This is a genomic window from Erwinia rhapontici, assembly GCF_020683125.1.
Lineage (GTDB): Bacteria > Pseudomonadota > Gammaproteobacteria > Enterobacterales > Enterobacteriaceae > Erwinia > Erwinia rhapontici.
This window is the reverse complement of record NZ_CP085627.1, coordinates 1708309-1734255: the sequence shown is the minus strand read 5'-3', so window position 1 is coordinate 1734255 and position 25947 is coordinate 1708309. Positions and strand designations below refer to the sequence as shown.

General features: G+C 53.0%; 30 protein-coding genes and 1 pseudogene. 20 read left to right on the top strand and 11 right to left on the bottom strand.

Annotated elements, in window-relative coordinates:
- Positions 1-21: 21 nt before the first annotated feature.
- The 3 genes from flgA (at position 22) to flgN (ending at position 1533) form a co-directional block, all read left to right on the top strand.
- On the top strand, positions 22-690 hold the full coding sequence (gene flgA / locus LJN55_RS08270; RefSeq protein WP_227535999.1) for a flagellar basal body P-ring formation chaperone FlgA: 669 nt from the start codon (positions 22-24) through the stop codon (positions 688-690).
- Between the two features lie 105 nt (positions 691-795).
- Positions 796-1098: a flagellar biosynthesis anti-sigma factor FlgM gene (gene flgM / locus LJN55_RS08265; protein ID WP_133842792.1), complete on the top strand. Its 303-nt coding sequence runs from the start codon at positions 796-798 to the stop codon at positions 1096-1098.
- A gap of 3 nt (positions 1099-1101) precedes the next feature.
- Positions 1102-1533: a flagellar export chaperone FlgN gene (flgN, locus tag LJN55_RS08260; RefSeq protein ID WP_133842791.1), complete on the top strand. Its 432-nt coding sequence runs from the start codon at positions 1102-1104 to the stop codon at positions 1531-1533.
- Between the two features lie 72 nt (positions 1534-1605).
- Here flgN and murJ read toward each other — a convergent pair whose 3' ends face one another.
- From murJ to rimJ, 4 genes are all read right to left on the bottom strand, one after another.
- Positions 1606-3144, bottom strand: a complete 1539-nt coding sequence (gene murJ / locus LJN55_RS08255) for a murein biosynthesis integral membrane protein MurJ (protein WP_167864383.1) — start codon at positions 3142-3144, stop codon at positions 1606-1608.
- A 142-nt stretch (positions 3145-3286) separates the two neighbouring features.
- Entirely contained in the window at positions 3287-4210 is a 924-nt protein-coding gene (locus LJN55_RS08250; protein WP_133842787.1) for a Gfo/Idh/MocA family protein, read from the bottom strand.
- Entirely contained in the window at positions 4207-4857 is a 651-nt protein-coding gene (locus LJN55_RS08245; protein ID WP_407647801.1) for a DUF480 domain-containing protein, read from the bottom strand. The genes LJN55_RS08250 and LJN55_RS08245 overlap by 4 nt, the downstream gene beginning before the upstream one ends.
- A gap of 10 nt (positions 4858-4867) precedes the next feature.
- A complete protein-coding gene (gene rimJ, locus LJN55_RS08240) occupies positions 4868-5461 on the bottom strand; it encodes a ribosomal protein S5-alanine N-acetyltransferase (RefSeq protein WP_159337080.1) in 594 nt (197 codons plus the stop codon).
- A gap of 261 nt (positions 5462-5722) precedes the next feature.
- Here rimJ and grxB point away from each other — a divergent pair, with 261 nt between their 5' ends.
- From grxB to solA, 7 genes are all read left to right on the top strand, one after another.
- The gene (gene grxB / locus LJN55_RS08235; protein ID WP_133842781.1) at positions 5723-6370 is read left to right on the top strand and encodes a glutaredoxin 2; all 648 of its coding nucleotides are present in this window, start codon (positions 5723-5725) and stop codon (positions 6368-6370) included.
- Positions 6371-6523: 153 nt separating this feature from the next.
- Entirely contained in the window at positions 6524-7087 is a 564-nt protein-coding gene (locus LJN55_RS08230) for a lipoprotein (protein WP_227535997.1), read from the top strand.
- 137 nt (positions 7088-7224) lie between these two features.
- On the top strand, positions 7225-8277 hold the full coding sequence (gene pyrC, locus LJN55_RS08225) for a dihydroorotase (RefSeq protein WP_227535996.1): 1053 nt from the start codon (positions 7225-7227) through the stop codon (positions 8275-8277).
- Between the two features lie 89 nt (positions 8278-8366).
- Positions 8367-8609, top strand: a complete 243-nt coding sequence (dinI, locus tag LJN55_RS08220) for a DNA damage-inducible protein I (RefSeq protein ID WP_133842775.1) — start codon at positions 8367-8369, stop codon at positions 8607-8609.
- 182 nt (positions 8610-8791) lie between these two features.
- Positions 8792-9064 (top strand): hypothetical protein, encoded by a 273-nt coding sequence (locus LJN55_RS08215; protein WP_227535995.1) that lies wholly within the window; start codon positions 8792-8794, stop codon positions 9062-9064.
- Positions 9065-9300: 236 nt separating this feature from the next.
- Complete coding sequence (gene bssS / locus LJN55_RS08210) at positions 9301-9555, top strand: biofilm formation regulator BssS (protein WP_133842771.1); 255 nt, start codon at positions 9301-9303, stop codon at positions 9553-9555.
- 106 nt (positions 9556-9661) lie between these two features.
- Positions 9662-10777, top strand: a complete 1116-nt coding sequence (solA, locus tag LJN55_RS08205; protein WP_227535994.1) for an N-methyl-L-tryptophan oxidase — start codon at positions 9662-9664, stop codon at positions 10775-10777.
- A gap of 115 nt (positions 10778-10892) precedes the next feature.
- Here solA and LJN55_RS08200 read toward each other — a convergent pair whose 3' ends face one another.
- From LJN55_RS08200 to proP, 3 genes and pseudogenes are all read right to left on the bottom strand, one after another.
- Positions 10893-11552: a DUF2931 family protein gene (locus LJN55_RS08200; RefSeq protein WP_159337084.1), complete on the bottom strand. Its 660-nt coding sequence runs from the start codon at positions 11550-11552 to the stop codon at positions 10893-10895.
- Positions 11543-13411, bottom strand: a pseudogene (locus tag LJN55_RS08195) (phospholipase effector Tle1 domain-containing protein). The gene LJN55_RS08200 and the pseudogene LJN55_RS08195 overlap by 10 nt, the downstream one beginning before the upstream one ends.
- Before the next feature lie 150 nt (positions 13412-13561).
- Positions 13562-15040 (bottom strand): glycine betaine/L-proline transporter ProP, encoded by a 1479-nt coding sequence (gene proP, locus LJN55_RS08190; protein ID WP_171149401.1) that lies wholly within the window; start codon positions 15038-15040, stop codon positions 13562-13564.
- Positions 15041-15639: 599 nt separating this feature from the next.
- Between proP and LJN55_RS08185 the strand changes: the two genes are divergently transcribed.
- A complete protein-coding gene (locus LJN55_RS08185) occupies positions 15640-16194 on the top strand; it encodes a cytochrome b (RefSeq protein ID WP_159337087.1) in 555 nt (184 codons plus the stop codon).
- A 21-nt stretch (positions 16195-16215) separates the two neighbouring features.
- On the top strand, positions 16216-16791 hold the full coding sequence (locus tag LJN55_RS08180) for a YceI family protein (protein ID WP_133840922.1): 576 nt from the start codon (positions 16216-16218) through the stop codon (positions 16789-16791).
- A gap of 54 nt (positions 16792-16845) precedes the next feature.
- Here LJN55_RS08180 and trhO read toward each other — a convergent pair whose 3' ends face one another.
- Positions 16846-17898, bottom strand: coding sequence for an oxygen-dependent tRNA uridine(34) hydroxylase TrhO (gene trhO, locus LJN55_RS08175; RefSeq protein WP_133840923.1), 1053 nt, complete (start codon positions 17896-17898; stop codon positions 16846-16848).
- 206 nt (positions 17899-18104) lie between these two features.
- Here trhO and LJN55_RS08170 point away from each other — a divergent pair, with 206 nt between their 5' ends.
- Both LJN55_RS08170 and mdtG read left to right on the top strand, forming a co-directional pair.
- Entirely contained in the window at positions 18105-19034 is a 930-nt protein-coding gene (locus tag LJN55_RS08170) for a Kdo(2)-lipid IV(A) acyltransferase (RefSeq protein ID WP_227535993.1), read from the top strand.
- Between the two features lie 129 nt (positions 19035-19163).
- The gene (mdtG, locus tag LJN55_RS08165; protein WP_167864378.1) at positions 19164-20399 is read left to right on the top strand and encodes a multidrug efflux MFS transporter MdtG; all 1236 of its coding nucleotides are present in this window, start codon (positions 19164-19166) and stop codon (positions 20397-20399) included.
- Between the two features lie 8 nt (positions 20400-20407).
- Here mdtG and LJN55_RS08160 read toward each other — a convergent pair whose 3' ends face one another.
- Positions 20408-21157, bottom strand: a complete 750-nt coding sequence (locus tag LJN55_RS08160) for a DeoR/GlpR family DNA-binding transcription regulator (RefSeq protein ID WP_159337089.1) — start codon at positions 21155-21157, stop codon at positions 20408-20410.
- A gap of 82 nt (positions 21158-21239) precedes the next feature.
- Between LJN55_RS08160 and LJN55_RS08155 the strand changes: the two genes are divergently transcribed.
- A complete protein-coding gene (locus LJN55_RS08155) occupies positions 21240-21824 on the top strand; it encodes an NUDIX hydrolase (protein WP_227535992.1) in 585 nt (194 codons plus the stop codon).
- Positions 21825-21833: 9 nt separating this feature from the next.
- Positions 21834-22196, top strand: a complete 363-nt coding sequence (locus LJN55_RS08150; protein WP_133840928.1) for an NUDIX hydrolase — start codon at positions 21834-21836, stop codon at positions 22194-22196.
- 42 nt (positions 22197-22238) lie between these two features.
- Here the strand turns inward: LJN55_RS08150 and LJN55_RS08145 are convergent, their stop codons facing one another.
- The gene (locus tag LJN55_RS08145; RefSeq protein ID WP_227535991.1) at positions 22239-23588 is read right to left on the bottom strand and encodes a carbohydrate porin; all 1350 of its coding nucleotides are present in this window, start codon (positions 23586-23588) and stop codon (positions 22239-22241) included.
- 282 nt (positions 23589-23870) lie between these two features.
- On the opposite strand from LJN55_RS08145, the gene LJN55_RS08140 reads away from it, so the two are divergent.
- Positions 23871-24269, top strand: a complete 399-nt coding sequence (locus tag LJN55_RS08140; RefSeq protein ID WP_167864368.1) for a MysB family protein — start codon at positions 23871-23873, stop codon at positions 24267-24269.
- Positions 24270-24285: 16 nt separating this feature from the next.
- On the opposite strand, the gene LJN55_RS08135 is transcribed toward LJN55_RS08140, so the two are convergent.
- A complete protein-coding gene (locus tag LJN55_RS08135) occupies positions 24286-24519 on the bottom strand; it encodes a YceK/YidQ family lipoprotein (RefSeq protein WP_374760123.1) in 234 nt (77 codons plus the stop codon).
- Between the two features lie 290 nt (positions 24520-24809).
- On the opposite strand from LJN55_RS08135, the gene LJN55_RS08130 reads away from it, so the two are divergent.
- Genes LJN55_RS08130 through LJN55_RS08120 form a run of 3 tightly spaced genes read left to right on the top strand, consistent with a single transcriptional unit; the run spans position 24810 to position 25857 of the window.
- On the top strand, positions 24810-24995 hold the full coding sequence (locus tag LJN55_RS08130) for a hypothetical protein (protein WP_227535990.1): 186 nt from the start codon (positions 24810-24812) through the stop codon (positions 24993-24995).
- Entirely contained in the window at positions 24992-25432 is a 441-nt protein-coding gene (locus tag LJN55_RS08125) for an N-acetylmuramoyl-L-alanine amidase (protein ID WP_227536362.1), read from the top strand. Before LJN55_RS08130 ends, LJN55_RS08125 begins: the two co-directional genes overlap by 4 nt.
- Entirely contained in the window at positions 25426-25857 is a 432-nt protein-coding gene (locus tag LJN55_RS08120) for a hypothetical protein (RefSeq protein ID WP_227535989.1), read from the top strand. The genes LJN55_RS08125 and LJN55_RS08120 overlap by 7 nt, the downstream gene beginning before the upstream one ends.
- Positions 25858-25947 lie beyond the last annotated feature (90 nt).

Genomic DNA, 25947 nt, shown 5'->3' with positions numbered 1-25947 from the left:
TTGAAATTAAGGGGGTCTCTGATGCGAGGATTCACACGACTACTGGCCGTTTTAGTCGCTCTGATAAGCGTCTCTGCCAGTGCTGTCGACCTTAACGCACAGCTCAATGAATTTTTTAAAAATCGCTATGGGCAAAGCGGACAGTCTGCCGATAACCTTACCGTGGTGGTGAAAACTCCGCAGACGATGTGGCCTGCCTGTGAGCAACCGCAGTTCTCACTGCCGGGTAACAGCCGCATGTGGGGAAACATCAGCGTTGCCGCCAATTGCGATCAGAATCGACGTTATATTCAGGTACAGGTTCAGGTCAGCGGTCAGTATCTGGTTGCTACTCGCCAGGTGCTGCGCGGCTCGACGATCTCCGCCAGCGATATGCGAATGGAGCAGGGCCGACTGGATACCCTGCCCGCCCGCACCCTGACGAGCCCCGCGGACGCGGTCGGTGCTATTGCCCTGCGCGATATCAATCCCGGTCAGCCCGTCACCCTGATGATGATGCGCCAACCGTGGCGAGTGAAAGCAGGTCAGATGGTTACCGTTACCGCCAGCGGCGAAGGGTTTAATATCAGCAGCGAAGGCAAGGCAATGAACAATGCCACGTCCACGCAACCGGTCAGAGTTCGGATGAGTTCAGGGCAAATCGTGATGGGTAAGGTCGACGCTAATGGGAATATTCTGATATCGCTATAAACCACTAAAGAAGGCTACAGTTCTGCCGATAGTGTTAATAACGGTCATTGTACTATTAGAATATTGAACATCAGGTTGTGAGAACCTGAGTTAACAGGAGCGCATATGAGCATCGACAGAACCCAGGCATTGAAACCGGCAAGCACTGTACAGTCACGTGACACCAATGATGTTGCCCAGCCTAAAGCACGTGCAGCAGAAAGCAAAACCACTGAAACCACAACCGGTACTCAGGTTATTCTCAGCGGCGCGCAGTCACAGTTGAGCAAAGCCAGCTCACAGGACATTAATACGGCTCGCGTTGAAGAGCTGAAGAACGCAATTCGCAACGGCGAACTGAAGATGGACACCGGCAAAATTGCCGACGCACTGATTCAGGAAGCTAAAGACTCACTGCAAGGTAATTAACCCATGGATAAGCTGCAAAACGCACTTGATAAAATGCTTGAAGTTCTTTCGTCGCTGGCCGATGTCATGAATGCGGAGCAAGAACAGCTCTCGGCAGGTCAGGTCAACAGCAGCTTATTGCAACGGATTACCGAGGATAAAAGCTCTTTACTGGCTACCCTCAATTTCCTGGAAGATATGCGTCGTGACGCCGAAAAAGTCACTGGTATGCATGTGCCTTACAGCCAGCACCCGGCACTTGCACGGCGCTGGGCGGCTATTCAGGAACAGACGGTAAAACTGCGTGATACCAATTTACATAACGGTATGTTGCTCAACCATCAGATCAGTCATAACGAGCATGCGCTGCAAGTCTTGAAGCCTTATCAGTCACAAAAATTTTATGGCCCTGACGGACATGCGATTACCAGCGCTCCGGTAAGTCGCAAAGCATAATATCCGTCAACCCGTGTTCGACTTTACCCCGCTGCGCCCTTGCGCTGCGGGGTTTTTCTGTTTGTTATTCTCTTACTGCGCCGTTCGGCGAGAGAAGTGACGCGGGCGGAAACCAAGAGCACCCAACACAACAAAATAGACACCCCCTCCCACCGCGCAGACCGCGGCCAGACGCAGCAAACGCGACAACATATTGCCGCTGGCCCAGTCAGGCATCACGTACATCATGCCCAGCAGCGCCGCTGCCATCACAACAACAGCAATCCCCAGACGCATCAGGAAACTGAACCAGCCCGGCTGCGGCTGGAAAATATCCTGCTTACGCAGTTGCCAGTAGAGCAGCGCGGCGTTAAGACAGGCAGCCAGACCGATAGACAGCGACAGCCCGGCGTGTTTCAGCGGGCCGATAAACGCCAGGTTCATCACCTGCGTGGCCAGCAGCGTAAACAGCGCAATCTTCACCGGGGTTTTGATGTTCTGTCGCGAGTAAAAACCCGGCGCCAGCACCTTAACCACAATCAGCCCCATCAGTCCGACCGAATAAGCCACCAGCGCCCGCTGCGTCATGGCGGCGTCAAATGCGCTGAACTTGCCGTACTGGAAGAGCGACACGGTGAGCGGTTTCGCCAGAATCCCCAGCGCTACCGCGCTGGGCAGTGCCAGCAGGAAGCAGAGGCGCAGCCCCCAGTCCATCAGTTTGGAATACTCGTCCTGGTTACCGCTGGCAAAACTCTTGGCCAGCGAAGGCAGCAGAATGGTGCCCAATGCCACGCCCAGCACCCCGGAAGGAAATTCCATCAGACGGTCAGCGTAGTACATCCACGATACCGAACCGGACACGAGGAAGGAGGCAAAGATGGTATTGATGATCAACGAAATCTGGCTGACTGACACACCGAGGATCGCTGGCCCCATCTGACGCATCACACGCCACACGCCCGCATCCTTCAGGTTAAGGCGCGGCAACACCAGCATGCCGATTTTCTTCAGATGCGGCAGCTGATAACCCAGTTGCAGCACGCCCCCCGCGACCACCGCCCATGCCAGTGCCATGACGGGCGGATGAAAGTGCGGTGCCGCAAACAGCGCAAAGCCGATCATACTGACGTTCAGTAACGTGGGCGCAAAGGCGGGAACAGAAAAACGGTTCCAGGTGTTGAGGATTGCCCCCGCCAGCGACGCCAGCGAAATCAGCAGAATATAAGGAAAGGTGACCCGCAAGAGCGAAGACGTCAGCGCAAACTTGTCCGGTGTGTCGGCAAAACCCGGGGCGGTAATCAGGATCACCCAGGGAGCCGCGAACATCCCCAGCACCGTGATAATCGCCAGAGCCAGGGTAAGCAGCCCTGACACATAGGCAATAAAGACTTTGGTCGCTTCTTCACCCTGCTTGCTTTTGTACTCCGCAAGAATCGGCACAAAGGCCTGAGAAAATGCGCCTTCGGCAAAAATACGGCGCAGCAGGTTTGGCAATTTGAAAGCAATAAAGAAGGCATCGGTCGCCATCCCCGCGCCAAACACGCGTGCCACAATGGCATCACGCACAAAGCCCAGCACACGTGAAAACAGGGTCATGGAGCTGACCGCTGCCAGTGATTTCAACAGGTTCATGTAATTCCTGATTCTGATATCCGGGAAGACCGGCTTGCGACAATCACAGCCCGATGATCTTCGGGCCATTTAAGGTGCGGATAGTCTACTGAAGTGAAAGGAAATAACCACAGTGGATTGTTACGGGGTTTGTGTTGTAAACCTATTCCCGCTCGGCATCACGCCATAATTTTTCGACCATACGCTGGGCCAGCAGCGCCTGCTCGCCGCTGATTTGCGGCATTGTCTGATTTTCCACGCAGCGGATAAAATGATGCGCTGCGCCGACAAAACCACGCTGCTCCAGCGTGCTCTGCCAGCCGGGGATGGGGTCAATACTGATCTGCCCTGCTTTCTCCTGCTGCCAGTCACGCATATCGCTGACCTGATAGACCGCCCCCTCGTCCACCGCCATCACGCGTTCCATCTGGCTGCCAGCACGACGATGCATACTGGTCGTGACCTGAACACCCGCCACGTTAAAGTGGTGTTCGGCATACAGCATCTGCCCACTGTCGTTGGTCTGCAACGTGCCACTCAACAACTTTCCTTCCCCGCCACCCAGCCACAGCACGCTGTCGACCACATGCAAATAGTCATCCAGCAAGGTGAAAAACAGATCCTGTGGCCCCACGCTATCACTGCGGTGTTTATCCATACGTATCGTCGCCGGTTGCAACAGCGCTGACTTCAACTGAAGGTAGCGTGGTGCAAAACGGCGGTTAAAGGCCACCATCAGTTTGCGTCCGCGCTTATCGGCCAGGTCCACCAGCCGCTCCGCCTCACTCAGCGTAGCCGCCAGAGGTTTATCAACGCAGACATCCACCCCGGCGCGTAACAGCCGATCGACTATCGCATAGTGGCTGGCAGTGGTGCTGTGGACAAACACGGCATCGCTGGCCGCCGCCAGATCGTCAAGGGAGCTGAGTAAGGGAATGCGATAGCTATCGCAGACCGGGCGCGCCTTTTCCTGATTCGGTGAGAACGCGCCAGCAATCTGCCAGCCATCTGTCTTCGTCAGCACCGGCAACCAGGCTTTTTGCGCAATGCCGCCCAAACCGACGATCCCCACTTTTAATGCACTCATTCTGCCTCCTGTACGGCCAGTAGCCGGGCAAGCTGCTGTTGCAGTGCCACAACCTGTTGTTCAAGGGAGGCCACCCGCGCTTCCAGCCCGCTCTCATGGTCATTAACAGGGCTGGCAGCCAGTGAACCTTCATCCACATCACCGCTAAACAGATGCATAAAGCGGCTTTCGCGTTTACCCGGTTCACGTGCCAGACGCACCACCAGTGCGCCGGATTCGCGCTGTGCCAGCCGCTCCAGCGTCTGTTCCACTTCGGATATATCGGCAAAATCATGCATACGCGTAGTGCGGGTGCGCAACTCACCCGGCGTCTGTGCGCCACGCAGCAGCAGTGTTGTGATCACCGCCACTTCGGCAGCAGTAAACTTCAACTGACCAAACTCAGAGTTACAAAAACGCTGTTCATACTTCACTACCCGGCTGCCAAAACCGTTCAACGCCGTCAGTTGGTGTTTTTTCACCAGCAAATCGAGGGTGTTCTGTACATCGCTATCGGTCAGCGACATCACCGGCTCACGGTTGGACTTCTGGTTACAGGCGGTCACGACGCCGTTAAGCGACATCGGATACTGATCCGGAGTAGTGACCTGTTTTTCCAACAGGCTGCCGATAACGCGCGCTTCAACGGCGGTAAAAGGGGTTTTGATCATCTGGGGGTTACACTCCGCGCCGGTCCGGCGTCCATTCGTGGGAGGTCAGCGCCGTCAGAACATGGTCCTGCCAGCGCCCGTCAATCAGAAGGTAATCTTTGGCGTAGCCCTCTTTTTCAAAGCCGAGGCGCGCCAGTAAACCGCCGCTACGGTGATTATGTGGCATGTAGTTGGCCATAATACGGTGAATGCGCTGCTGCCGCTGCATATAACGAATTACGCTTTGCAACGCCTCAAACATCATCCCCTGCCCCTGCCATTTTTCCCCCAGCGAATAACCGAGGTAGCAGGCATGAAATGACCCGTGCAAAATGTTGCTGAAGTTGGCCACACCGCGCACTTCATTTTCCTCCGGGTCCATCACTGCGAAATAGAATGCGCTGCCCTGCTTCTGCATTTCTGCAATCAGCCCGAGCCGCGCCTGCCAGCCGGAGGGATAACAGTGACTTTCATCACGCACGGGTTCCCAGGGTTTCAAGAACGCGCGATTTTCCGCATAGTAGTCAGCCAGTCGCCAGGCATCACGCTCATTGACAAGACGAACCACCAGTCGATCGGTCGTCAGGCGCACTTTCGGCGCAGCAGTACGGTAGCCAAACATCTTCTCTCCTGAAATCCCTGGCCGGGTGTAAGTTTGCGGGGGGGATTTATCGGCGAAAAAGCACGTTATCCCCATCGCTTTACTATAACCGCCATCCGAATCCCCGGTAAAACACTGCCGATTAAAAATTCGTAAAATTGTGGAGAAAACAACGAATGTCAGGGACAGGTTTGCCCTATGGCGGGTTCTCTTCCATACTTCCTTTGTACATTCAGATAGTTGATGAGTGCTCATCATTTATCCCAATTTAAGGGGAACCGCTTGAAACTCTATATTTATGACCACTGCCCGTTCTGCGTGAAAGCCCGCATGATCTTCGGCCTGAAAAATATTCCGGTTGAACTGGTGGTGATGATGAACGATGACGAAGCCACGCCAAACCGTCTGATCGGTCAGAAAATGGCACCGATTCTGATGAAAGAAGACGGTAGCTGCATGCCGGAAAGTCTGGATATTGTGCAGTACATTGATCGGGTAGATCATGACCCCCTGCTGACCGGTAAAACCAATCCGGCGATCAGCGACTGGCTGCGACATGTCCACACTTATGTGAATAAACTGCTGTATCCGCGCGTAGCAGAAGCCCCGTTTGCCGAGTTCGCGACCCCGGAAGCACGCAGCTATTTTAAAAACAAAAAACAGGCCGTTGCCGGTGATTTCGCTGAGCTGAGAGAACATTCAGCAGGCTGGATTAAAAACATCAATGATGACCTGCGTAAACTCGACAAGTTGATTGTTAAACCGAATGCCGTGAGCGGTGAATTGTCGCTGGACGATATCCACCTGTTCCCGCTGCTGCGTTCTCTGACGCTGGTGGCCGGGGTGGAATACCCAACCCGCGTGGCGGATTACCGCGACAATATGGCAAAACAGACCCAGATCACCCTGCTCTCCTCTTCCGCTTCCTGACCTGTCCGGGCCGCCAAACGGCGGCCCGACACATCCCGTTGTCATTTTTCCCGCTTTCTCTCAGCGTTGTCCTGGTGACGGGCAGGCGCGAGTGGTGCATGCTATCCCCCTGCTCCGGTAGGATCGACCGGTGATTTGAAACAGAGGAACATCATGAAAAAAATACTTTTTGGCCTTAGCGCTTTACTGTTAGCGGGTTTGGTCAGCGGCTGTAATGATATTGCCCAGTACAGCATCAGCGAGCTGGAAGTTAACCAGGCGCTGGTGAAACATAACAACTACGAGAAGAATATTGGTGTCTCCGGGCTGGCCGATGCGCATATTACGCTGAGCGATCTTAGCAGTCAGATTGGCCGTGAAGAACCAAACAAAATCACCCTGACCGGCAAAGCTAACGTCAACATCAGTTCCCTGTTTGGCCCGCAGCAGGCAGAAATGATGTTAAAGATGAAAGCACAGCCCGTGTTTAATCAGCAGGAAGGCGCGATCTATCTGAAAGATATGGAACTGGTTGATGTGACAGTGCAGCCGGAGAAAATGGCAGGCGTATTGAAAACCCTGACACCGTATCTTAACGAGTCGTTGAAGAATTACTTTAATCAGAAACCGGCTTATGTATTAAGCACAGACCGCAGCAAAGCGGAATCGCTGGCGAAACGCTTTGCCAAAGGGCTGGAAGTAAAACCCGGTGAACTGGTGATCCCATTTACTGACTGACAGAACAAGGCGGTACGGTCTGCCCGTACCGTTTTTTATCCCGGCGCGCATAAACCTGGTGCATTCCCCCCGTTTTATCCCTATCCTTTGTACCCGGCCAAAACCTGCCCTTTTCCCACTCTGCCGGAGCACATCGCATGACCACACAACCTCAGCAATTGATTATTCGCCGCCCTGACGACTGGCACATCCACCTGCGTGATGGTGATATGCTGGAGGCGGTCGTGCCGTTTACCAGTGAGGTGTGTGGACGCGCCATTGTTATGCCAAACCTGGTGACACCCGTCAGCAGCGTTGCTGCCGCCCGTGCCTACCGTGACCGCATTCTTGCTGCCGTTCCTGCCGGGCATCATTTTACCCCGCTGATGACCTGCTATCTGACCGACGGTCTGGACCCGGATGAGATCGAAACCGGCTTCACTGAAGGCGTGTTTACCGCCGCAAAACTCTATCCAGCGCACGCCACCACCAACTCTGCGCACGGCGTGACCAGCATTGCGTCCATTGCCCCGGTGCTGGAGCGTATGCAGAAAATTGGCATGCCGCTGCTGATCCACGGTGAAGTCACCGATGCGCATATCGATATTTTTGACCGTGAAGCGCGTTTTATTGAGACTGTGCTGCACCCGCTGCGCCAGCAATTTCCGGAGCTGAAAGTGGTGTGTGAACACATCACCACCAAAGAAGCGGCCGCGTATGTGCTGGAAGGCAATCGTTTCCTTGGTGCCACCATCACCCCTCAGCATCTGATGTTTAACCGCAACCATATGCTGGTGGGCGGTATTCGCCCGCATCTCTACTGCCTGCCCATCCTGAAGCGCAACATTCACCAGCAGGCACTGCGTGACGCGGTGGCAAGCGGTCACGACCGATTCTTCCTGGGCACCGATACGGCGCCGCATACCCGCGATCGTAAAGAAACCAGCTGCGGCTGTGCCGGGGTATTTAACGCCCCCTCAATGCTCTCCGCCTATGCCACGGTATTCGAAGAGATTGGCGCCCTGGCCCACTTTGAAGCCTTCTGCTCCGAAAATGGCCCACGTTTCTACGGCCTGCCGCTGAATCAAGGCACCGTGACACTGGTTCGTGAGCCCTGGACCGTGGCGGAATCCGTCTCCGTTGGCCGCGACGGCCACACTCTGGTCCCGTTCCTGGCGGGTGAAACCCTCAACTGGAAGGTCGACATTTAATCGCGCGCCCTCCCTTGGGCAATGCGCGATAATGATTGCGCACGGTTGAATTACTGTATATATTCACAGTAATTCAACCGGAGGCTATCATGCGTATTGAAGTCACTGTAGCAAAAACCACGTCCCTGCCTGCAGGCGCTATTGATGCGCTGACGCAGGAACTCAGCAAGCGAATCGACAAACAGTTTCCAGATGGTACCAATACCATATCGGTACGCTATGCCGGAGCTAATAATCTGACGGTGATGGGCGGCGGAAAAGAAGCTAAAGATCAGATCACCGATATTTTACAGGAAACCTGGGAAAGCGCTGACGACTGGTTTATCGCCTGAGTTAATGCGGTTGTGATGTCAGGCAATACCGCTATTCCCACTCGATTCCATAATGATTGTGCCGTTTTTGCCGGATACGCCATCCGGCTTTTTTATGTGCGCGTCTTACCGCTGAACGCAGATAGACGGCTCGGGTAGAATATCCTATTCTGAGGCTGACATTTATTACTGAGGTTTTTCCTATGGCTGCCGATAATCCAGATGAGGCAATGACGTTTGGCGAACTGCTGGCGATGATTGGTGAACAGCAACACCGTCTGACAGTATTAGAAAATGCCTTTTCCACCCTCTCTTTCTGTCTTGATGACAAAGCTAACCAACTGTTAATACACAGTTTAAAACTTGAAGGACAGAACCAGAACTACGATGAACAGCTCCAGCAGCATTTCATCCGTCTGGCCGGGGAACTGGAAAAACGCCTGGGTGTGTTACCGATAATACCGGATGTGTCTTAAATATAACCTGTATTATCACACCTGAAATAATGCTGCCATTCATCAGCAGGGTGATTATTTTCCACCCTGCGATGCTTAATTAGCGTGCGAATAGCGCCTGATTTTTACGCAGAACGAAATTTAAGTCTGCGAACAAAAAAACTCCTGTTATAATTAGAAAGCTCTAAGAAAAAAAGCCGCATTGAACCTCGATAAAACACTTCGTTGTCATCTTTCACGAGTAATAGGGGGTTATAATGGACAGAAACAAAGAGGTCATCCAGACACATCCCCTCATCGGATGGGATATCAGTACCGTAGACAGCTATGATGCCATGATGATCCGTCTGCACTCGCTCTCTTCCGATCATCAACCGGCAGAAGATGCTGAAGTCGGTCAGACCTACTGGCTGACAACTGATGTTGCAAGGCAATTTATTTCCATTCTTGAAGCTGGCATTGCCAAAATAGAAGCCACCGAATACCAGGACCGTGATTACAAGAAGCACTAATCTGCAACTGAATCTTGTTTCCCAGGGCACCCAACAGGGTGCCTTTTTCATGCCTGCCATATTTGCTATTCTGCTTCAATTGCTTGATTAACAGAGGCTGATACTGATGGTTTACGATTTAATTGTGGTGGGCAGTGGCTCCGTCGGTGCTGCCACCGGCTGGTATGCCACGCAGGCGGGTCTGAAAGTACTGATGATTGACCGTCATCATCCCCCACACAGGGAAGGCAGCCATCATGGTGAAAGCCGCCTTATCCGCCACGCCTACGGTGAAGGTGCTCGCTATGTCCCAATGGTTCTGCGTGCCCAACAGCTGTGGGATCAACTGGAACAACAGAGCGGCGAGCGCGTCATGCAGCGCAGCGGCGTACTGAATCTTGCCCCACACCGCTCCGAATTTATTCAGAATGTTATCCAGAGTGCAGAACAGTTTGCATTAAACGTACAGATCCTGAACGAAGCAGAGATGCGTCAGCGCTGGCCGCAGATTAGCGTACCGGACGGTTATATCGGCGTGTTTGAACCACAGTCGGGCTACCTGAAATCAGAGGTTGCCGTTAAGAGCTGGATCCGCATGGCGAAGGATGCCGGCTGCGCCCAACTTTTCAACTGCGGCGTCACACAAATTGCAACCGAGGACGGCCTGCAAGCGGTCACCACCTCGGACGGCGTTTACCGTGCGCGTAAACTGCTGATCAGCGCCGGAACCTGGGTGAAAACCCTTTACCCTTCCCTGCCGGTCACCCCGGTACGAAAAGTGTTTGCGTGGCATCAGGCCGACGGTCGCTACAGCGAGGACAATAAGTTCCCGGCATTTACCGTCGAGATGCCGGACGGCATCCACTACTACGGTTTCCCCGCTGATAACAACGCCATCAAAATCGGTAAACATGAAGGCGGGCAGCCCATTGATACGCCGGATGGACGTAAACCTTTTGGCAGCGTAGCGGAAGACGGCAGTGAGCTGTTTAACTTTATGCGCACCTTCCTGCCAGGCGTTGGCGTATGCCTGCGCGGGGAAGCCTGCACCTATGACAACACCGCGGATGAAGACTTTATTATTGATACCTTCCCCGGTGAACCGAACCGCATGCTGATCACAGGTTTAAGCGGCCACGGTTTTAAATTCGCCAGCGTACTGGGAGAAATTGCCACCCAGTTCGCCCAGGGGAAAAGCAGCGACTTTGATTTAACGCCGTTCGCGCTGAAGCGCTTTCAGTAGTCACGGATTCAAGGCCCATGCTTTGGGTTGCGTGTTTTAGTCGTCTTACTGGACTGGCCTGCCCCCTGGCAGGCCGTCAGGATAGCGACGTCTGTTCCCATCTCTGTTCTAAAAACTACCAGACACCATACGGATAGACTTTGTCCTTAATGAATTCTTTTGTATTTTCTCCGTATTCATAACCGTTTGAAAAACGTGTTATCCCTTTGCACAGCGCTAATTTATCGCCGGAAACCGTTTTCAGCACTGCAGGTATTACGCGATGGTTCGGTTCAAATCCTATGCCATCTATCCAGACGGCGACTTTTCCTTCAGGGGCCAGTCCAATCTGGATACTGTCGTAATATGCAGTCTTGCCAAGATAGTTCTTGTACATGCTGGACCTGCGCATTTTATCTATAGCGGCATCAGATAACGTCAGGTGAGTTTCATAGACCTTTTTATCAATCACCGAATCCCAGCAGAATAAAATATGACGGGGGGGAGATTTTGTCCGGTTCCAGTGTCCATTGGCAGCCCGCGAGCGTTCGTTCCACTCGCCGACAACGCTATCCAGAGCAGGCGTATAGTCTAAGGTGTTAAACCGATAATCAATATTGCCAGCATCGAGGACGGCGGCAAAGGTCACCAGTGCGGGCAGGGCTTTGGGTGTAAAAAAGTTAAATTTCCACTCCGTTGGTTCCGTGTTTTGAGCCGTCTTGTTGGCCTGGTCTGCCCCCTGGCAGGCCGTCAACGTCAGTAGTGAAAGCAGCACAGCGATCCGTTTTATTTCCATATTCTGTTCCCGTCCATATCGTAAATCGTCCGTTGCCAGCGTTCATCCGGTCGGTTGGTAAAGGTCACCAGCTTCGCGGGCTTCACTGCCCCGGTGATCCTCCCCTGACTGTCCCGCATCACGCTGTTCCAGTTGGCCGAACAGTGAAGGTATTTTCCCGCCAGCGCAGTAATTTCCGCGATAGTAAACTCGCTGACCAATTGACCATTGCGGACAGCGCGGCCCATCACAATGGCTTTTTTATACAACTCTTTTAGTTCGGTCGGTAATGAAAGGTTGTCATCTTTAGGCAGTATGGGCTCGAACACCACCCCCGCATCCTGCGCCGCATCAATCATTACCCGCAGCACCACCTTTGACCAGTCATTGCGCGTCGGGCGCTCGAGGATCAGCGCGGCACCGCTGCGTTTTTGCAGCATACCATAGCGGTCGGCGGGCATTCGGTCGTCATGCCAGGCTCTGAGTTTAATCACGTTACCCTCAAGCAGCGGCGCTATGGCCGGATAACGCGTCATGATCCCAAACTGTGCCCCGGCAAGACGATATGTTGCGGTTTCCTTATCGGAAGTCGAAGCCGGTACGGTTTCAAACTGTGGGCGGGTGAGGAAACAGGCTTCGTGCTCGTCAGGATTATACCCGCCGCCAATATCCGAGTGCGCCCCGGGCAACACCAGCTCCGGCCACGCAGGTTTTACGCTGTTCAGCGCAAAGTTAAAGCGGCACTCATGCTGTGCGGTGATATGGAACACCTTCTCCGCCACGCCGGGGCGCAGCGCGATATTCACCTCTCCGGTATCCGCACTGTGCGGGTTAAAACCGTTAAGCGGCGTACCGATGCCCGCCACAGTATCAAATATCCCCAGAAAACGGGTTTTCCCACTGGGGGTACCCGTAAATTTAACCTCACCGAGACCAGCGTGGATGGCCGCCACAATGGCATCATCCTGCTCGAACACCCGGTTGGCAAAATGCCGCGCCGCTGCCGCGCCACGACTAAAACCAAAGATATCAAACTGCAGTTCTTTAATGATGCATGAACGGGCTTCCGGGTTCTTGAGCAAATAGCTCAATATACCCTCTACAATCGCTGCGACAGCCTTGTCGGTTTTACTGACCACCCCAGTATTACCTCTGCCCGTTCCCATTCCGTAAGCGCTGTCGCCCTGTCCGCTTTCGGTACCGATTCCCTAAATATAAATAGCACTTTGTCCATAACCTGTATCAGCCGTAATATTCTGCTTATACAGCGTTTTGAGCCAGTGCACATTGGTGAAATAGCCGAGATGACTTCCGGCAGCAAAGCCGTTGTGGCCCTTTTTAAGCTGTATACACTGGAAATAAGCTGACTGAGCATCGCCATTGCTCATGCCAAAATGTTCCCCGGAACAGGCGACAAGACTCTCCGCGGTATTGTGTGCATTATTTCCCGTCCCATCAAAAAACACCCCGATCGTCAGCGTGATTTCGCGCCGCTTTATCTTCGCGGACTGGGCGTGTTGTTGCGGTACGTCTGCCGGAGAGGGAGCAAACAGGGGGATATCAATCGGCGCAACGGGTTTTCGTTGCGTTACGCTGGCGGGTTCTTTGCCGTAACCGTCAGGAATGGAGGAAATAAATGTCGCCCCGCAGGGGCAGGAACTGACGCTGTCGAGCGTACCTGCCAGCGGCATCCCGCCCACCCTGATTTTGCCCGGCCCGCTGATGATGCTGTACGTCATACCCGGGTTCTTACCGCAGGAGACCAGACTGCCCTCCCGCGGAAGCTCCGCGCCACGCAGAAAGACGGTCGAGTGACCGCTCAGTACTTCCCCACCGCAGCTGGTTTTATCGCCCACGCGAAGAAAATAGCCCTTTGCCATATGCTGTCCTTAGCCTGTTTACGTTGAACATAAAATGTGCGGAGGACAACTTAACCAGAAATTTTCATAAAAAAAATACGCGAACCGATAACCCGGTCCACGTATTTTTACGATTTATTATCTGAGTTTGTGTATTTTCAGATGAGGGATTTACTTCTCTGTAGCCGCAGAGGTTTTCTTCCCGCGCAAACGCAGTTTATCCACCAGACGCTGCGCTTCTGCACGGCTGCCAACCGACGGCGCCGATCCTCGTAGTGGCTTGCGTGCCGTTTCACGCAGGGTGAAGACCGTGATCACCCCGATAACCCCCGCGCCCATCAGATAGTAAGCAGGCATCAATAAGTTACCCGTCTTCTCCACCAGCCAGGTGGTGATCAGCGGTGTGGTGCCGCCAAACAGGGACACCGACAGGTTGAAACCTATCGCCAGCGCACTGTAACGAATATCGGTGGAAAACAGCGCCGGTAAGGTGGCAGGCATCGAACCGCTGAAGCAGGTGTGAATCACCCCCAGGATCATCAGGCCGAGGAACACCAGCCACAGGTTTCCGGTGCCGATCAGCATCATGCACGGCACCGCCAGCAGGATCAGCGCGACAGCCCCGCCCCAGATCACCGGACGGCGGCCCAGACGATCGTTCCAGTGCCCCCAGAACAGCGTCAGCGGCATCATGACGAACATCACCACCATAATCAGCAGCAACGAACTCAGCTCACTCAGGCCGAGGATCCCTGTCAGGTAACTCGGCATATAAGACGTCATCATATAGTTCGAGACGTTAAACAGCAGCACCAGCCCAATACACTTCAGCATCGCCGCGCGATACTTTTTCAACATCTGCCACAGGTTAAGGCGGGGTTTGCTATGTTCCAGCTGCTCCTGTTTCTCCATATGCTTCTGGAAAGCCGGCGTCTCTTCCAGCTTAAGGCGGATATACAGGCCAAACAGCCCCAGGGGCGCAGCAATAAAGAAGGGAATACGCCATCCCCAGTCCAGGAGCGCCTGTTCCGGCATTGCCGCGGTCAGTCCGGTCACCAGACCTGCGCCCAACAGGTAGCCGCCGAGCGTACCAAACTCCAGCCAGCTCCCCATAAACCCACGCTGCTTATCGGTAGAATACTCGGCAATAAACGTTGCCGCTCCGCCATATTCACCGCCCGTCGAGAATCCCTGCAACAGACGCGCCAGCAGCAGCAGCACCGGAGCCATAATACCAATGGTGTGATAACCGGGGATCAGGCCAATACAGAAGGTACCGATCGACATCATGATCATCGTCAGGGCCAGCACCTTCTGGCGGCCAATACGGTCGCCCAGTGGGCCAAACACCAGCCCACCGATCGGACGCACCAGAAACGCGGCGGCAAAGGCACCAAACGTTGCCAGCAGCTGTGCCGCCGGGCTACCGCCAGGGAAAAAGACCTTACCGATGGTCACAGCCAGAAAGCTGTATACCCCAAAGTCGAACCACTCCATGGCATTGCCAAGAGCCGCAGCCCCGACTGCCCGCTTCAGCATCGATTTATCGACGATGGTAATATCGTCGACACTCAACGCCGGTTTAGCGGACTTATCTTTATTCCAGAAATGTTTTTTTCGGGGCTGTTGCCCCTCTGATGTGTGACCCATTGTATGCTCCCGGTGTGACTATCAATGAGCAGCCTCATAGCTTTCGTCGCCTGACATAAAATGGAAAATAGTGAAGAGGAAGAAAGCTATAACGCAGCAAATTAAGAATGGTAATTAACGGTAAATTTTATAGTGAACGTTACTGACACGTCTTTACGGTAGACAATATCTCGCAAAAATTCAAGTTAAGAGCGATATTCACTGGCTTAATGATAAATTTCAATCACAGGCACTCCCCCTGTGACTTTGGGTGAGATCATCGCTTCAAATAGGGGATAATTACCTCTGGCAATGCATTAATTTTCATAACGATTAAACCCTGCCTGATATTGACATAACGTGACAAAAAATTGACATTACCTTAATTAAACAGCAAAAAATCAGAACATCATACTTTCATCAAACTGCCGTCAAAGCGCCAAAAATAAGCCAGACAGAGCCGCCCCCCCTCTATGCCTTCTGAATTACTGCGCATGATTCAATATTTTGTTCAAAATATTTCACACTATGAGTGAATTTTAAAACCAGTAAAATTATTTGTTGATTTTGCCCTTACATCTGGTCAGTCTTATTGAAAATTCTGATAAACGGGTCTCTCAATGCAATTGAAAAATAGCGTGTTGCGTTATGGCTCACTGAGTATTGCTATGCACTGGCTGGTGGCGGGTACCGTTTACGGTATGTTTGCACTTGGTCTGTGGATGGTCACCCAGGGCTATTATGATACCTGGTATCACAAAGCGCCGGAGCTGCACAAAAGTATCGGTATGGTGCTGTTTGTTGTGATGCTGGTGCGCGTGGTGTGGCGTTTTGTTTCGCCGCCCCCTAAACCTCTCAGCAGTTATACGCCGCTGGTACGTTACAGCGCCGTCGCCGCCCATCTTCTGCTTTACGGCATTCTGTTTGCTATTTTAGTCAGTGGCTATCTGATCTCGACTGCCGAAGGTAAACCTATTGATGTCTTTGGCGTGCTGCCGGTGCCCGCGCTCTTCTCCGGGCTGGGTGAACAGGCCGACCTGGCCGGTGATATCCATCTCTGGCTGGCATGGAGCGTGGTGATCCTCTCCGGGCTGCACGCGCTGGCCGCACTGAAACACCACTTTATCGATCGCGATATTACGTTGAAAAGGATGCTGGGTCACCGCATCGACTAACTAACAGGAATGGAGAACACCATGCTGAAGAAAAGTATTCTGGGTTTAACGACTGCCGCACTGCTGATGACCGCAGGCACCGCCAGCGCCGCAGATTATAAAATTGATAAAGAAGGACAGCATGCCTTTGTCCAGTTCCGCATCAAGCATCTGGGCTACAGCTGGCTGTACGGTACGTTTAAAGATTTCGATGGCAGCTTTACTTTTGACGAGGCCGACCCGGCGAAAGACAAAGTCAATGTCACTATTAATACCGGCAGCGTGGACACCAACCACGCCGAACGCGATAAACACCTGCGCAGCGCTGACTTCCTGAACGCCAGCAAATTCCCGCAGGCGACTTTCGTCTCAACGGGCGTAGAGAAACAGGGTGAAGGCCTGGCCGTGAACGGTAATCTGACACTGAACGGCGTGACCAAACCGGTGAAACTGGCTGCGAAGCTGACCGGCGAAGGGAAAGATCCATGGGGCGGCTACCGTGCAGGCTTTGAAGCCACCGGGACCATTGCCCTGAAAGATTTCAATGTTAAATCCGATTTAGGCCCGGCATCGCAGGACGTTGAGCTGATTATTTCTGTCGAAGGCGTGCGTCAGTAACGCCAGACTGGCCTCTCACCGGAACATCGCCCGGTGAGAGGTCGATACACCCGGTTACTCTTCAGGCGAAGGGATGTGCATCGTGGTACTCAACAGGCCACGGGACTTGTTGAAAATCTTATTACCGTTCTCACGACCCGCACGGCGGGCACGCTGCTCTTCCGGCGGTAACGCCAGCTCTTCCATACAGATTGGGCTACAGCAGTGATTAAACTTCTCAGCGCAGCTCGGACACTGAATAAACAGCAGATGGCAGCCATCGTTCAGGCAGTTGACGTGGGTATCACAAGGCTCACCGCACTGGTGGCAGTTCGCAATAACATCCTCGGAAATTCGCTCCCCCATACGTTCATCAAAGACAAAATTTTTGCCTTTAAAACGCACCGGTAACCCCTGTTCACGGGCACGACGGGCATATTCGATAATCCCGCCTTCAATGTGGTACACATTTTCATAGCCGTTGTGACGCATCCAGGCACTGGCTTTCTCACAGCGGATGCCGCCGGTGCAGTACATGACAATTTTTTTGTCTTTGTCCTGCTGCAACATGTCCACCGCCATCGGCAGCTGATCACGGAAGGTGTCCGCCGGAATTTCCAGCGCGTTGTCAAAATGCCCCACTTCGTACTCATAGTGGTTACGCATATCGACAAATACTGCCTGTGGATCGTCCAGCATCGCATTCACTTCGGCGGCTTTCAGATAAGCACCGACATCGCTGGCATCAAAACTGTCATCCGTGATGCCATCAGCGACAATGCGCTCGCGCACTTTCAGGCGCAGCACCCAGAAAGATTTACCGTCGTCGTCCAGCGCAATGTTCATTCGCAGGTCGTTCAGCGCCGGGTGGAAGCCGTACAGCGCGGCTTTCATCTGCTCATACTGGCTGGCCGGGACGCTGACCTGCGCGTTAATGCCTTCTGCCGCCACATAAACCCGGCCAAACACTTTCAGCTTTGTCAGGGTGACATACAGGGCGTCGCGGAACGCGCGCGGATCGTCAATAGTGAAGTACTTATAAAAAGAGACTGTGGTACGCGGTTCGGTTTCGGCCAACATGCGCGCCTTCAGCTCTTCATTGGAAACAAGGTTATGTAACACTGGCATGGTGTACGTTCCTGCATTCAAAGAGAGGAAAAATTTGCGGCGCTATCATACCTGAGGCATGGTGGATTGTCCTTAGTCACAGCCCTTTTTCATCACAGCAATCTACAAATAATGTAAAATATCTCGTTGTAAATCGCACAATTAGCCATAATTAAACTTTTATATCTATACATAATTACTCTAATTTACTTGCGATCCGGACACTCATGACACAGCTTCCCCACTTCAATCGCACATTGCTGCATCCCCGTTATTGGTTTACCTGGTCAGGGATTATCCTGCTGTATTTGCTGGTTTTGTTGCCCTACCCGGTGCTGTACTTCATTGGTTGTGGCCTGGGAAGAGTCTCAATGCGCTTCCTGAAATCCCGGGTGACCATTGCCAGACGTAACCTTGAACTGTGCTTCCCGCAGATGCCGAATGCCGAACGCGAAGCGCTGGTCATCTGTAACTTTGAGTCACTGGGCATGGGCCTGATCGAAACTGGCATGGCCTGGTTCTGGCCCGACTGGCGCATCAAAAAATGGTTCAGCGTTAGCGGGCTGGAGCACATCCAGAAGGCGAAAACGGATGGAAAAGGCGTGCTGCTGATTGGCCTGCACTTTCTGACGCTGGAGCTGGGTGCGCGCATTTTTGGCATTTATAATCCGGGTATTGGCGTTTATCGGCCCAATGATAATCCCCTGCTCGACTGGTTACAGACCTGGGGACGGATGCGTTCCAATAAAAGCATGCTTGACCGTAAAGACCTGAAAGGGATGATCCGCGCCCTGAAGAACGGCGATATCATCTGGTATGCTCCCGACCATGACTACGGTCCCAAAAGCAGTGTGTTCGTGCCGCTGTTCGCCGTAGACGAGGCCGCCACCACCAAGGGAAGTTACCTGCTGATCCGCAGCGGCAACCCGGCGGTGATCCCTTTTGTTCCACGACGTCTGCCTTCTGGAAAAGGCTATGAAATGGTGATCCTGCCAGAGCAGACCTCCGCCATTCCGCTGGACGATGAACGCACCACTGCCATACATATGAACCAGATTATTGAGCACGCCGTCTTAATGGCCCCCGAACAGTATATGTGGCTGCATCGCCGCTTTAAGACCCGTCCTGAAGGGCAACCCTCTTTTTACGACAACTAACGGGTCGCCGATCCGGCCTGTTCCAGTATTTGAAACAGTTTTTCATTTTTTTTGATCGCACGTCGGTTAGCAGCAGGATAAGCGCGTATACTTGGTGAGCTAATAGTTCAAAAGGTGACCCTTTATTTTATGTCCACGCCCGCTACCCCCGCTGCCGCCATCAACTGGCAAAGAAATCTGTTCGTGACCTGGATAGGCTGTTTTCTGACGGGAGCAGGATTCAGCCTGGTGATGCCCTTTCTGCCGCTCTACGTGGAGCAACTGGGCATCACAGATCCACAGGCACTGAATCTCTGGTCAGGACTGGTCTTCAGCATTACGTTCCTTTTTTCCGCGATTGCCTCCCCCTTCTGGGGCGGACTGGCCGACCGCAAAGGACGAAAAATCATGCTGCTGCGTTCGGCACTCGGGATGGCCATCGTGATGATGTTGATGGGGATGGCAACCTCTATCTGGCAATTTCTGGCGCTGCGTGCCCTGCTCGGTTTGCTGGGGGGATTTGTTCCTAATGCCAATGCGCTGATCGCTACCCAGGTCCCGCGCGGTAAAACCGGCTGGGCGCTGGGCTGGCTCTCCACCGGTGCGGTCAGTGGCGCACTGATTGGCCCGCTGATTGGCGGCCTGCTGGCCGACAGCTTTGGTCTGCGCCCGGTGTTCTTTATCACGGCAGGCGTGCTGTTTACCTGCTTTATGATGACGCTGTTCTGCGTACGCGAAAGTTTTATTCCGGTGCAGAAAAAAGACATGCTGCACGCCCGCCAGGTGCTGAGCTCGCTGAAAAACCCGCGCCTGGTGCTGGCGTTATTTGTCACCACGCTGATTATTCAGGTCGCCACCGGTTCCATTGCGCCGATCCTCACGCTGTATGTGCGTGAGCTGGCGGGACATGTCTCTAACCTGGCCTTTATCAGCGGGATGATCGCCTCGGTGCCGGGCGTCGCGGCGCTAATGAGCGCGCCCCGGCTCGGCAAACTGGGCGACCGCATCGGCCCTGAGCGCATTTTGATCACCATGCTGATGCTGTCCGTACTGTTGCTGATCCCGATGGCGTTTGTGCAGAATGCGTGGCAGCTGGGGATTCTGCGTTTCCTGCTCGGCGCCGCCGATGGCGCACTGCTTCCCGCCGTACAGTCTCTGCTGATTTATAACGCCAGCAACCAGGTGGCCGGGCGCGTGTTCAGCTACAACCAGTCATTCCGCGATATTGGCAACGTCACCGGGCCGCTGATGGGTGCGACCGTCTCAGCCCACTTTGGTTTTCGGGCGGTGTTTATCGTCACCGCCTGCATTGTGCTGTTTAACGTGCTGTATACCTGGATCACCCTGCGCGGCCGTACCGAAATGATGGTGGTACGGGAAGAGTAACGTCATCCTCAAACCAGGGCGATGTGCAATTTTTCCAGCAGCTGGCACATCTCTTCGTCGGGCCACGCATCCACCACCAGCGTGCTGGCCAGCGAGAGATCGCCGATGGCAAAGGCCGAGGCAGAGTTCAGTTTTTCCTGCGATACCAGCACCACGGTTTCCGCGGCCCGCTCTGCCAGCGCCCGTTTTACGCAGGCCTCTTCATAGTTTCCCGTGGTCAGCCCGGCGCTTTTATGTACCCCGGTCACCCCCATAAAAAACAGATCGGCATTGATGCGGCGTATCCCTTCCATCATCGCCGCACCGACCGTCACCACCGAATGCTTGTAGAGTTGCCCGCCAATGATAATCACCTCAATCAACGGATAATCCACCAGCCCGACCGCAACGCCCGGACTGTGCGTGACCACGGTAAAAGCCCGATCCCTCGGCAGCAACGTGATCATCTCAGCCGTAGTCGTGCCACCGTCGATCATCACCACCTGACCGGGCTGGATCAATGCGGCCGCTTTCTCCGCCACCCGACGTTTGGACGCCATCTGCACGCTTTTTCTCGTTTCGAAGGGGGCAATCGCGGCAGACACCGGCAGCGCACCGCCGTGAACGCGTTGCAGCAACCCTTCTGCCGCTAACTCTCTCAAATCCCTACGAATAGAGTCTTCTGATACGGAAAAATACTGGCTCAGTTCACGCGAAAGCACCTGCTTTTCGCGATCGAGCATGGCCAGGATCTGCTGTTTACGCTGACTGGAAAGCACGGTTCCCCCTTCACGATTGATCTTGATATTGCACGATTATGCATGTTAGCGTGTTTTCTGTCACCACAATAAGGGCATAAACATGCAAAACATGCAGGAACGCGTACGCAACATCCGCGAGCAGCTGCTGTCGGATAACTGGTACACCCTGAAAAAATACACCTTTGAACTGCTGCGCCGCGACGGCAGCTGGCAGGAGCAAAGCCGGGAATCCTACGATCGCGGTAACGGCGCCGTGGTGCTGTTGTACCACAAAGCCCGAAAAACCGTGGTACTGACGCGGCAGTTTCGCTTCCCCGTTTTCGTCAACGGCCATCACGGTTTTCTGATTGAAGCCACCGCAGGCCCGCTGGATAACGCCTCGCCGGAAGCGCGTATTATTGCCGAAGCCGAAGAAGAAACTGGCTTTCGCATCACGCACATCGAAAAGGTGTTCGAATCCTATATGAGCCCCGGTTCAGTGACAGAAAAACTGTTCTTCTTTATCGCCGAATATTCTGATGACGATCGTCAGGGAAGCGGCGGTGGCGTCGCGGAGGAAGGGGAAGATATCGAAGTACTGGAGTGGCCCTTTTCCCGCGCACTGGACGCCGTGCGCAGCGGCGAAATTATGGATGCCAAAACCATCATGCTGATCCAGCACCTGGCCCTTAACCCCATTTTTTAGGAAATCATTATGAAATCACTGCAAATTTTAGTGGCAGGCCCGGTACGCAGCGGCACAGGCGACCGTGAAGACTTAATCCATGCCAACCTTGAACGTATGGAACAGGCAGCCTTAGCCATTTACCAGAAAGGGCATATTCCGCTGATTGGCGAGTGGCTGGCATTTCCGCTGGCGCGGATTGCCGGGTCGCAGAAGATTGGCGATGCGATCAGTGAAGCGTATTTATATCCGGTCGCACACCGACTTATTGGCCACTGTGATGCCATTCTGCGTTTACCGGGGGAGTCACGCGGAGCCGATAACGACGTACGCATTGGCCATGAGCTGGGGCTGACGATTTATCAGCATCTGGATGAGATTGCACAGGTTTAATCGTGCCGGGGTGGCATTGAAACAAACGCCACCCCCGGCTAATCAGAAACTGATATCGGCGGCCAGGCCACCAATTAACGCATCCTGAACCTGACGCACCCCGCCCGGTTTAGTCACAACTTGCAGGTTGGGACGTATATTCAGCCAGCGGGTAGCCTTCGCGTTGTAATACAGTTCATAGTTCCATTCCGCGCCCTGTTGCAGCGGCAGATAAGCAGGATTGTGATAATCGCTCAGGCCATTTGCGGCATTCTGCCCCTCACGCATCTTAGCGTAGTCGCTGTTAACATGGATACGCGCCATACCGATGCCGATCTCATCGGCGGGACGGGCATCAAAGGGCCCTTTCCACGCCAGTGCCAGCGACTGATAATTGTCCATCTTCGCTGTACGATGGTCGTTCATCACATACTGGAAACTCACGCTCAGACCACGCTTGTTATCACCGTCCATCGCGAACAACTGCTGCTCGGCCAGCAGATAGCCGCCGTAAGCACGTCGGTTATGTTGATACTCTCCATTCTTGAACGAGTGAAAATCCCCGCCCTCGGTGGAACTGTAGAACATCCCCAGCCGATAATTACCCTGAAGTTTGTCCTGCCCCAGCTGCGGCTTCCAGCCCAGTTCAACCGGGATCAGGTTTCCTTCGCCGTGGCCCATATCAAAACGAAATCCGTTCGCTTTCGTGTCGTTGGCACGGTTCTGGTTATAGACCCCGACCTGGAAATAAACGTCTTCGGGCAGATTGAGTTTGAACCGCCCTCCCCACTGCGATACCGGGGCGTTAAACCAGCGGTCGTTACGCCAGTGACCCGGCTGGCCGCCGCCCATCGCCCAGTTCTGGAACATTCCGACGCTGGCCGTATCGAAATCTTCGTTGGTGGTGACGCGGCCCAGCTTCACTTCCAGCCAGTGATCAAACAGTGACTGATTGAGCCAGAACTGCGTCAGGCGCAGATAGTCCCCGCGTGCCGAAATGCCCTGTACGTTAGACAGGCCACCGGTTCGCGGATCGTTAATATAGGGCGTAAGATTTTGCCCGTTGCGGTTGGTCAGCGTCACCTGAAACTGACCGCCCTGCCAGTTCATCAGTTTATCCAGATCGAGCTTACTGCCGAACGTCCACTGATCGGCATAGCGCATCGTGGTGCTGGTACGGTAGCCGCCGGCCAGGTTGGCTGCCGACTGCGTGGTATAGTCCACCTGGAAATCCACGCCTTCATCCGCCAGATGTTTGCGGTAGCCCGCCCAGTCACCGAGCAGCCACGGGGAATCCGGGTCAAAAGGGGCATCATTCGCGAACACAGGCGCGGCAAGAAAGAGAAGACTGCAGGAGAAACGGGTGAGAACGGTTTTGCGCCACGCTCTGCACGTTAAGGCTGATTTATCCATATCACTGATCCTGAAAAGGGGGTGAACAACCTGGCACACCGCCAGAGTCGGGGCAGATCATTTGCCCGGCGCTAATACATCATATTTCAGAAACAGAACCCCATTAAAAACGTGCGAAAAACCGCGACAGCACGCGATGCTGGCGAGTCAGAGAATTCCTGGCGACAGAAATTCTTGTCAATCGGCCTCACGCACGGTACACAAAATTTCTTCTTTACCGCCTTGCATCCTGACGCACAGCGACAACAATTACTCTTTACCAATAAAACCAGGGAGATGACCATGACACTTTATGCCACGCTGGAAGAAGCCATTGATACGGCTCGTGAAGAGTACCTTGCTGCCAATCCGGAGGTCGACGAAGATGACGCCGCGGTGAATCAGTTCAATCTGCAAAAGTTTGTGATGCAGGATGGGGACATTATGTGGCAGGCGGAGTTTCTCACCGAGGATGGAGATGAAGGCGAGCTTGTGTCGCTGTACAGCGGTGAAGCCGCGCAGGCCATTTTTGACGGTGATTTCGACGAGGTCGAATTGCGAAGCGAATGGTTGCCTGAAAATACCCTGCATGAATGGGATGAAGGGGAATTCCAGCTTGAACCGCCTGCCGACAGCGAAGAGGCCGAAGCGGCAGCAGAAGAGTGGGAAGACAATAATACGGATGCCGATAACCGTGCCTGAGGTACGGTAAAAGGGATTACTCGTAGGGGCCGTGGTGCGCATCCACCGGTAACAACAAGGTATCCACCACCAGCGACAGCGGCAGGTCGATAATGGTGATCACGCGCCACGCCGTATCACGCACATCCCACTGTACGCCGGGATAATACTGATTGCCGTGCCCCTGTCCGGGCACGGTTCTGCTGATAATACTGCCACACCCGCTCAGTACCAGCACACTGACTACCAACATCACACCGCGTAAAAACATGCTCACCACATTATTCCCGAATAAAAAACGCACTATCTTACCGTCTGTACATCACAGCACCATAGCACTCAATGCAAAAAAAACGTAAAAAATGCCATCGCAACAGGTTGCTGTCCTGATTGAAAATCATTCTTTTACTATATTCGCCTCACTCTTTTGGCCGTACCTTCCTCTGGGTATAAGTATTAAAATACTTAATCAACCCACTAACGGATTCAGCTTTAAATAGGAAATTGTTGGCTTAGTGATGAAACTGCATGAATTTTATCAACCTAAGGAAGGGGGAAGTTATGCTCTATATAGATAATGGCGGTTATACGGATGCGGAGCGCATCATCCTTAAAATCATCAAGAATATTGAACGCGGACAGATGGATGCCATCAATGGCATTGTGGTGCACCAGACGGACAGTACGACGGCCAATAGTACCTTTAACACTATCAGACTAAAGGGGCCAACGGCGCTCATTTTCTGATTGACCGAGATGGCACCATTTATCAGACAGCTTCGCTTTATCAAGTTACCTGGCATGTGGGAAAAATTCAGTCCCGATGTTTTATCACAAAAAAATGTGAACCGGTGGATTTGAAAAAAGTCACTGAATTGGAAAGAAATTGGAAAAACAATACTAAAATATCAAATTTAGAGAAAAAAAAGAGTTACCCGGATCGATTCCCTAATAATACTGACAGTATTGGCATAGAGATTGTGGGTAAAGCAATAGAGGTTAAAAACCCTAAAACGGGTGAAACAAAAGATATTTACGAGCAGGTTAGCGAACAACAAAATGACGCGCTTAAATGGTTAATAAAAGAATTAACCAGCACGTTAAATGTGTCGATGAATGAAATATATCGCCACCCGGAAATCGGCAGAAAAAACGTAACAGAGGCAAGCACTGCAAAATGGTAAACTTTAAGAGTTTGTTTTTTATCATTTTTTTCTTTGGTTTTTTTTCATATCAAGCAAAAGCGAGAGTCGTCAGCGATATCACGATTAAAAGCCTGAGGGTGCGGGCCGAAGGGCGAACAGATGAAACCGAAGCAGTAGCCTGTAAAGTCTATAAACCCACAAAAAAACAGTTAACCCGTTTTTTTAAGCTGGCAGAGGAGTCAAAAGAACGTGGCACACTCCTTCATGAATACTACTCACCCTGTGTATCATTTGGCACGGTGAAATTCAAAGATGGTGCCTCCGGGAGCTGGACTATACAGTCCAGTGGGCTGGGAACGGTTATTTTTGACAATAAAGACGTGACTACGTTTTTCCTGAAAGATAACAAATGGACCGATCCCTATGCCTGTACCTATGGCATGAGCGATGAAATTGAATGTTAACCTCGATATAGGCAGATAGAAATATCAATTATGAACGATAAAAAAGGCCACAACGTTACGCGTTGTGGCCTTTTTTTATTGTTCGTTAAG

Excerpts from the sequence above, each read along its gene's own strand:
- flgA (WP_227535999.1), top strand. The coding sequence starts at position 22 with ATGCGAGGATTCACACGACTACTGGCCGTTTTAGTCGCTCTGATAAGC.
- flgM (WP_133842792.1), top strand. The coding sequence starts at position 796 with ATGAGCATCGACAGAACCCAGGCATTGAAACCGGCAAGCACTGTACAG.
- flgN (WP_133842791.1), top strand. The coding sequence starts at position 1,102 with ATGGATAAGCTGCAAAACGCACTTGATAAAATGCTTGAAGTTCTTTCG.
- murJ (WP_167864383.1), bottom strand. The coding sequence starts at position 3,144 with ATGAACCTGTTGAAATCACTGGCAGCGGTCAGCTCCATGACCCTGTTT.
- LJN55_RS08250 (WP_133842787.1), bottom strand. The coding sequence starts at position 4,210 with ATGAGTGCATTAAAAGTGGGGATCGTCGGTTTGGGCGGCATTGCGCAA.
- rimJ (WP_159337080.1), bottom strand. The coding sequence starts at position 5,461 with ATGTTTGGCTACCGTACTGCTGCGCCGAAAGTGCGCCTGACGACCGAT.
- LJN55_RS08230 (WP_227535997.1), top strand. The coding sequence starts at position 6,524 with ATGAAAAAAATACTTTTTGGCCTTAGCGCTTTACTGTTAGCGGGTTTG.
- pyrC (WP_227535996.1), top strand. The coding sequence starts at position 7,225 with ATGACCACACAACCTCAGCAATTGATTATTCGCCGCCCTGACGACTGG.
- dinI (WP_133842775.1), top strand. The coding sequence starts at position 8,367 with ATGCGTATTGAAGTCACTGTAGCAAAAACCACGTCCCTGCCTGCAGGC.
- LJN55_RS08215 (WP_227535995.1), top strand. The coding sequence starts at position 8,792 with ATGGCTGCCGATAATCCAGATGAGGCAATGACGTTTGGCGAACTGCTG.
- bssS (WP_133842771.1), top strand. The coding sequence starts at position 9,301 with ATGGACAGAAACAAAGAGGTCATCCAGACACATCCCCTCATCGGATGG.
- solA (WP_227535994.1), top strand. The coding sequence starts at position 9,662 with ATGGTTTACGATTTAATTGTGGTGGGCAGTGGCTCCGTCGGTGCTGCC.
- LJN55_RS08200 (WP_159337084.1), bottom strand. The coding sequence starts at position 11,552 with ATGGAAATAAAACGGATCGCTGTGCTGCTTTCACTACTGACGTTGACG.
- proP (WP_171149401.1), bottom strand. The coding sequence starts at position 15,040 with ATGGGTCACACATCAGAGGGGCAACAGCCCCGAAAAAAACATTTCTGG.
- LJN55_RS08185 (WP_159337087.1), top strand. The coding sequence starts at position 15,640 with ATGCAATTGAAAAATAGCGTGTTGCGTTATGGCTCACTGAGTATTGCT.
- LJN55_RS08180 (WP_133840922.1), top strand. The coding sequence starts at position 16,216 with ATGCTGAAGAAAAGTATTCTGGGTTTAACGACTGCCGCACTGCTGATG.
- trhO (WP_133840923.1), bottom strand. The coding sequence starts at position 17,898 with ATGCCAGTGTTACATAACCTTGTTTCCAATGAAGAGCTGAAGGCGCGC.
- LJN55_RS08170 (WP_227535993.1), top strand. The coding sequence starts at position 18,105 with ATGACACAGCTTCCCCACTTCAATCGCACATTGCTGCATCCCCGTTAT.
- mdtG (WP_167864378.1), top strand. The coding sequence starts at position 19,164 with ATGTCCACGCCCGCTACCCCCGCTGCCGCCATCAACTGGCAAAGAAAT.
- LJN55_RS08155 (WP_227535992.1), top strand. The coding sequence starts at position 21,240 with ATGCAAAACATGCAGGAACGCGTACGCAACATCCGCGAGCAGCTGCTG.
- LJN55_RS08150 (WP_133840928.1), top strand. The coding sequence starts at position 21,834 with ATGAAATCACTGCAAATTTTAGTGGCAGGCCCGGTACGCAGCGGCACA.
- LJN55_RS08145 (WP_227535991.1), bottom strand. The coding sequence starts at position 23,588 with ATGGATAAATCAGCCTTAACGTGCAGAGCGTGGCGCAAAACCGTTCTC.
- LJN55_RS08140 (WP_167864368.1), top strand. The coding sequence starts at position 23,871 with ATGACACTTTATGCCACGCTGGAAGAAGCCATTGATACGGCTCGTGAA.
- LJN55_RS08135 (WP_374760123.1), bottom strand. The coding sequence starts at position 24,519 with ATGTTTTTACGCGGTGTGATGTTGGTAGTCAGTGTGCTGGTACTGAGC.
- LJN55_RS08130 (WP_227535990.1), top strand. The coding sequence starts at position 24,810 with ATGCTCTATATAGATAATGGCGGTTATACGGATGCGGAGCGCATCATC.
- LJN55_RS08120 (WP_227535989.1), top strand. The coding sequence starts at position 25,426 with ATGGTAAACTTTAAGAGTTTGTTTTTTATCATTTTTTTCTTTGGTTTT.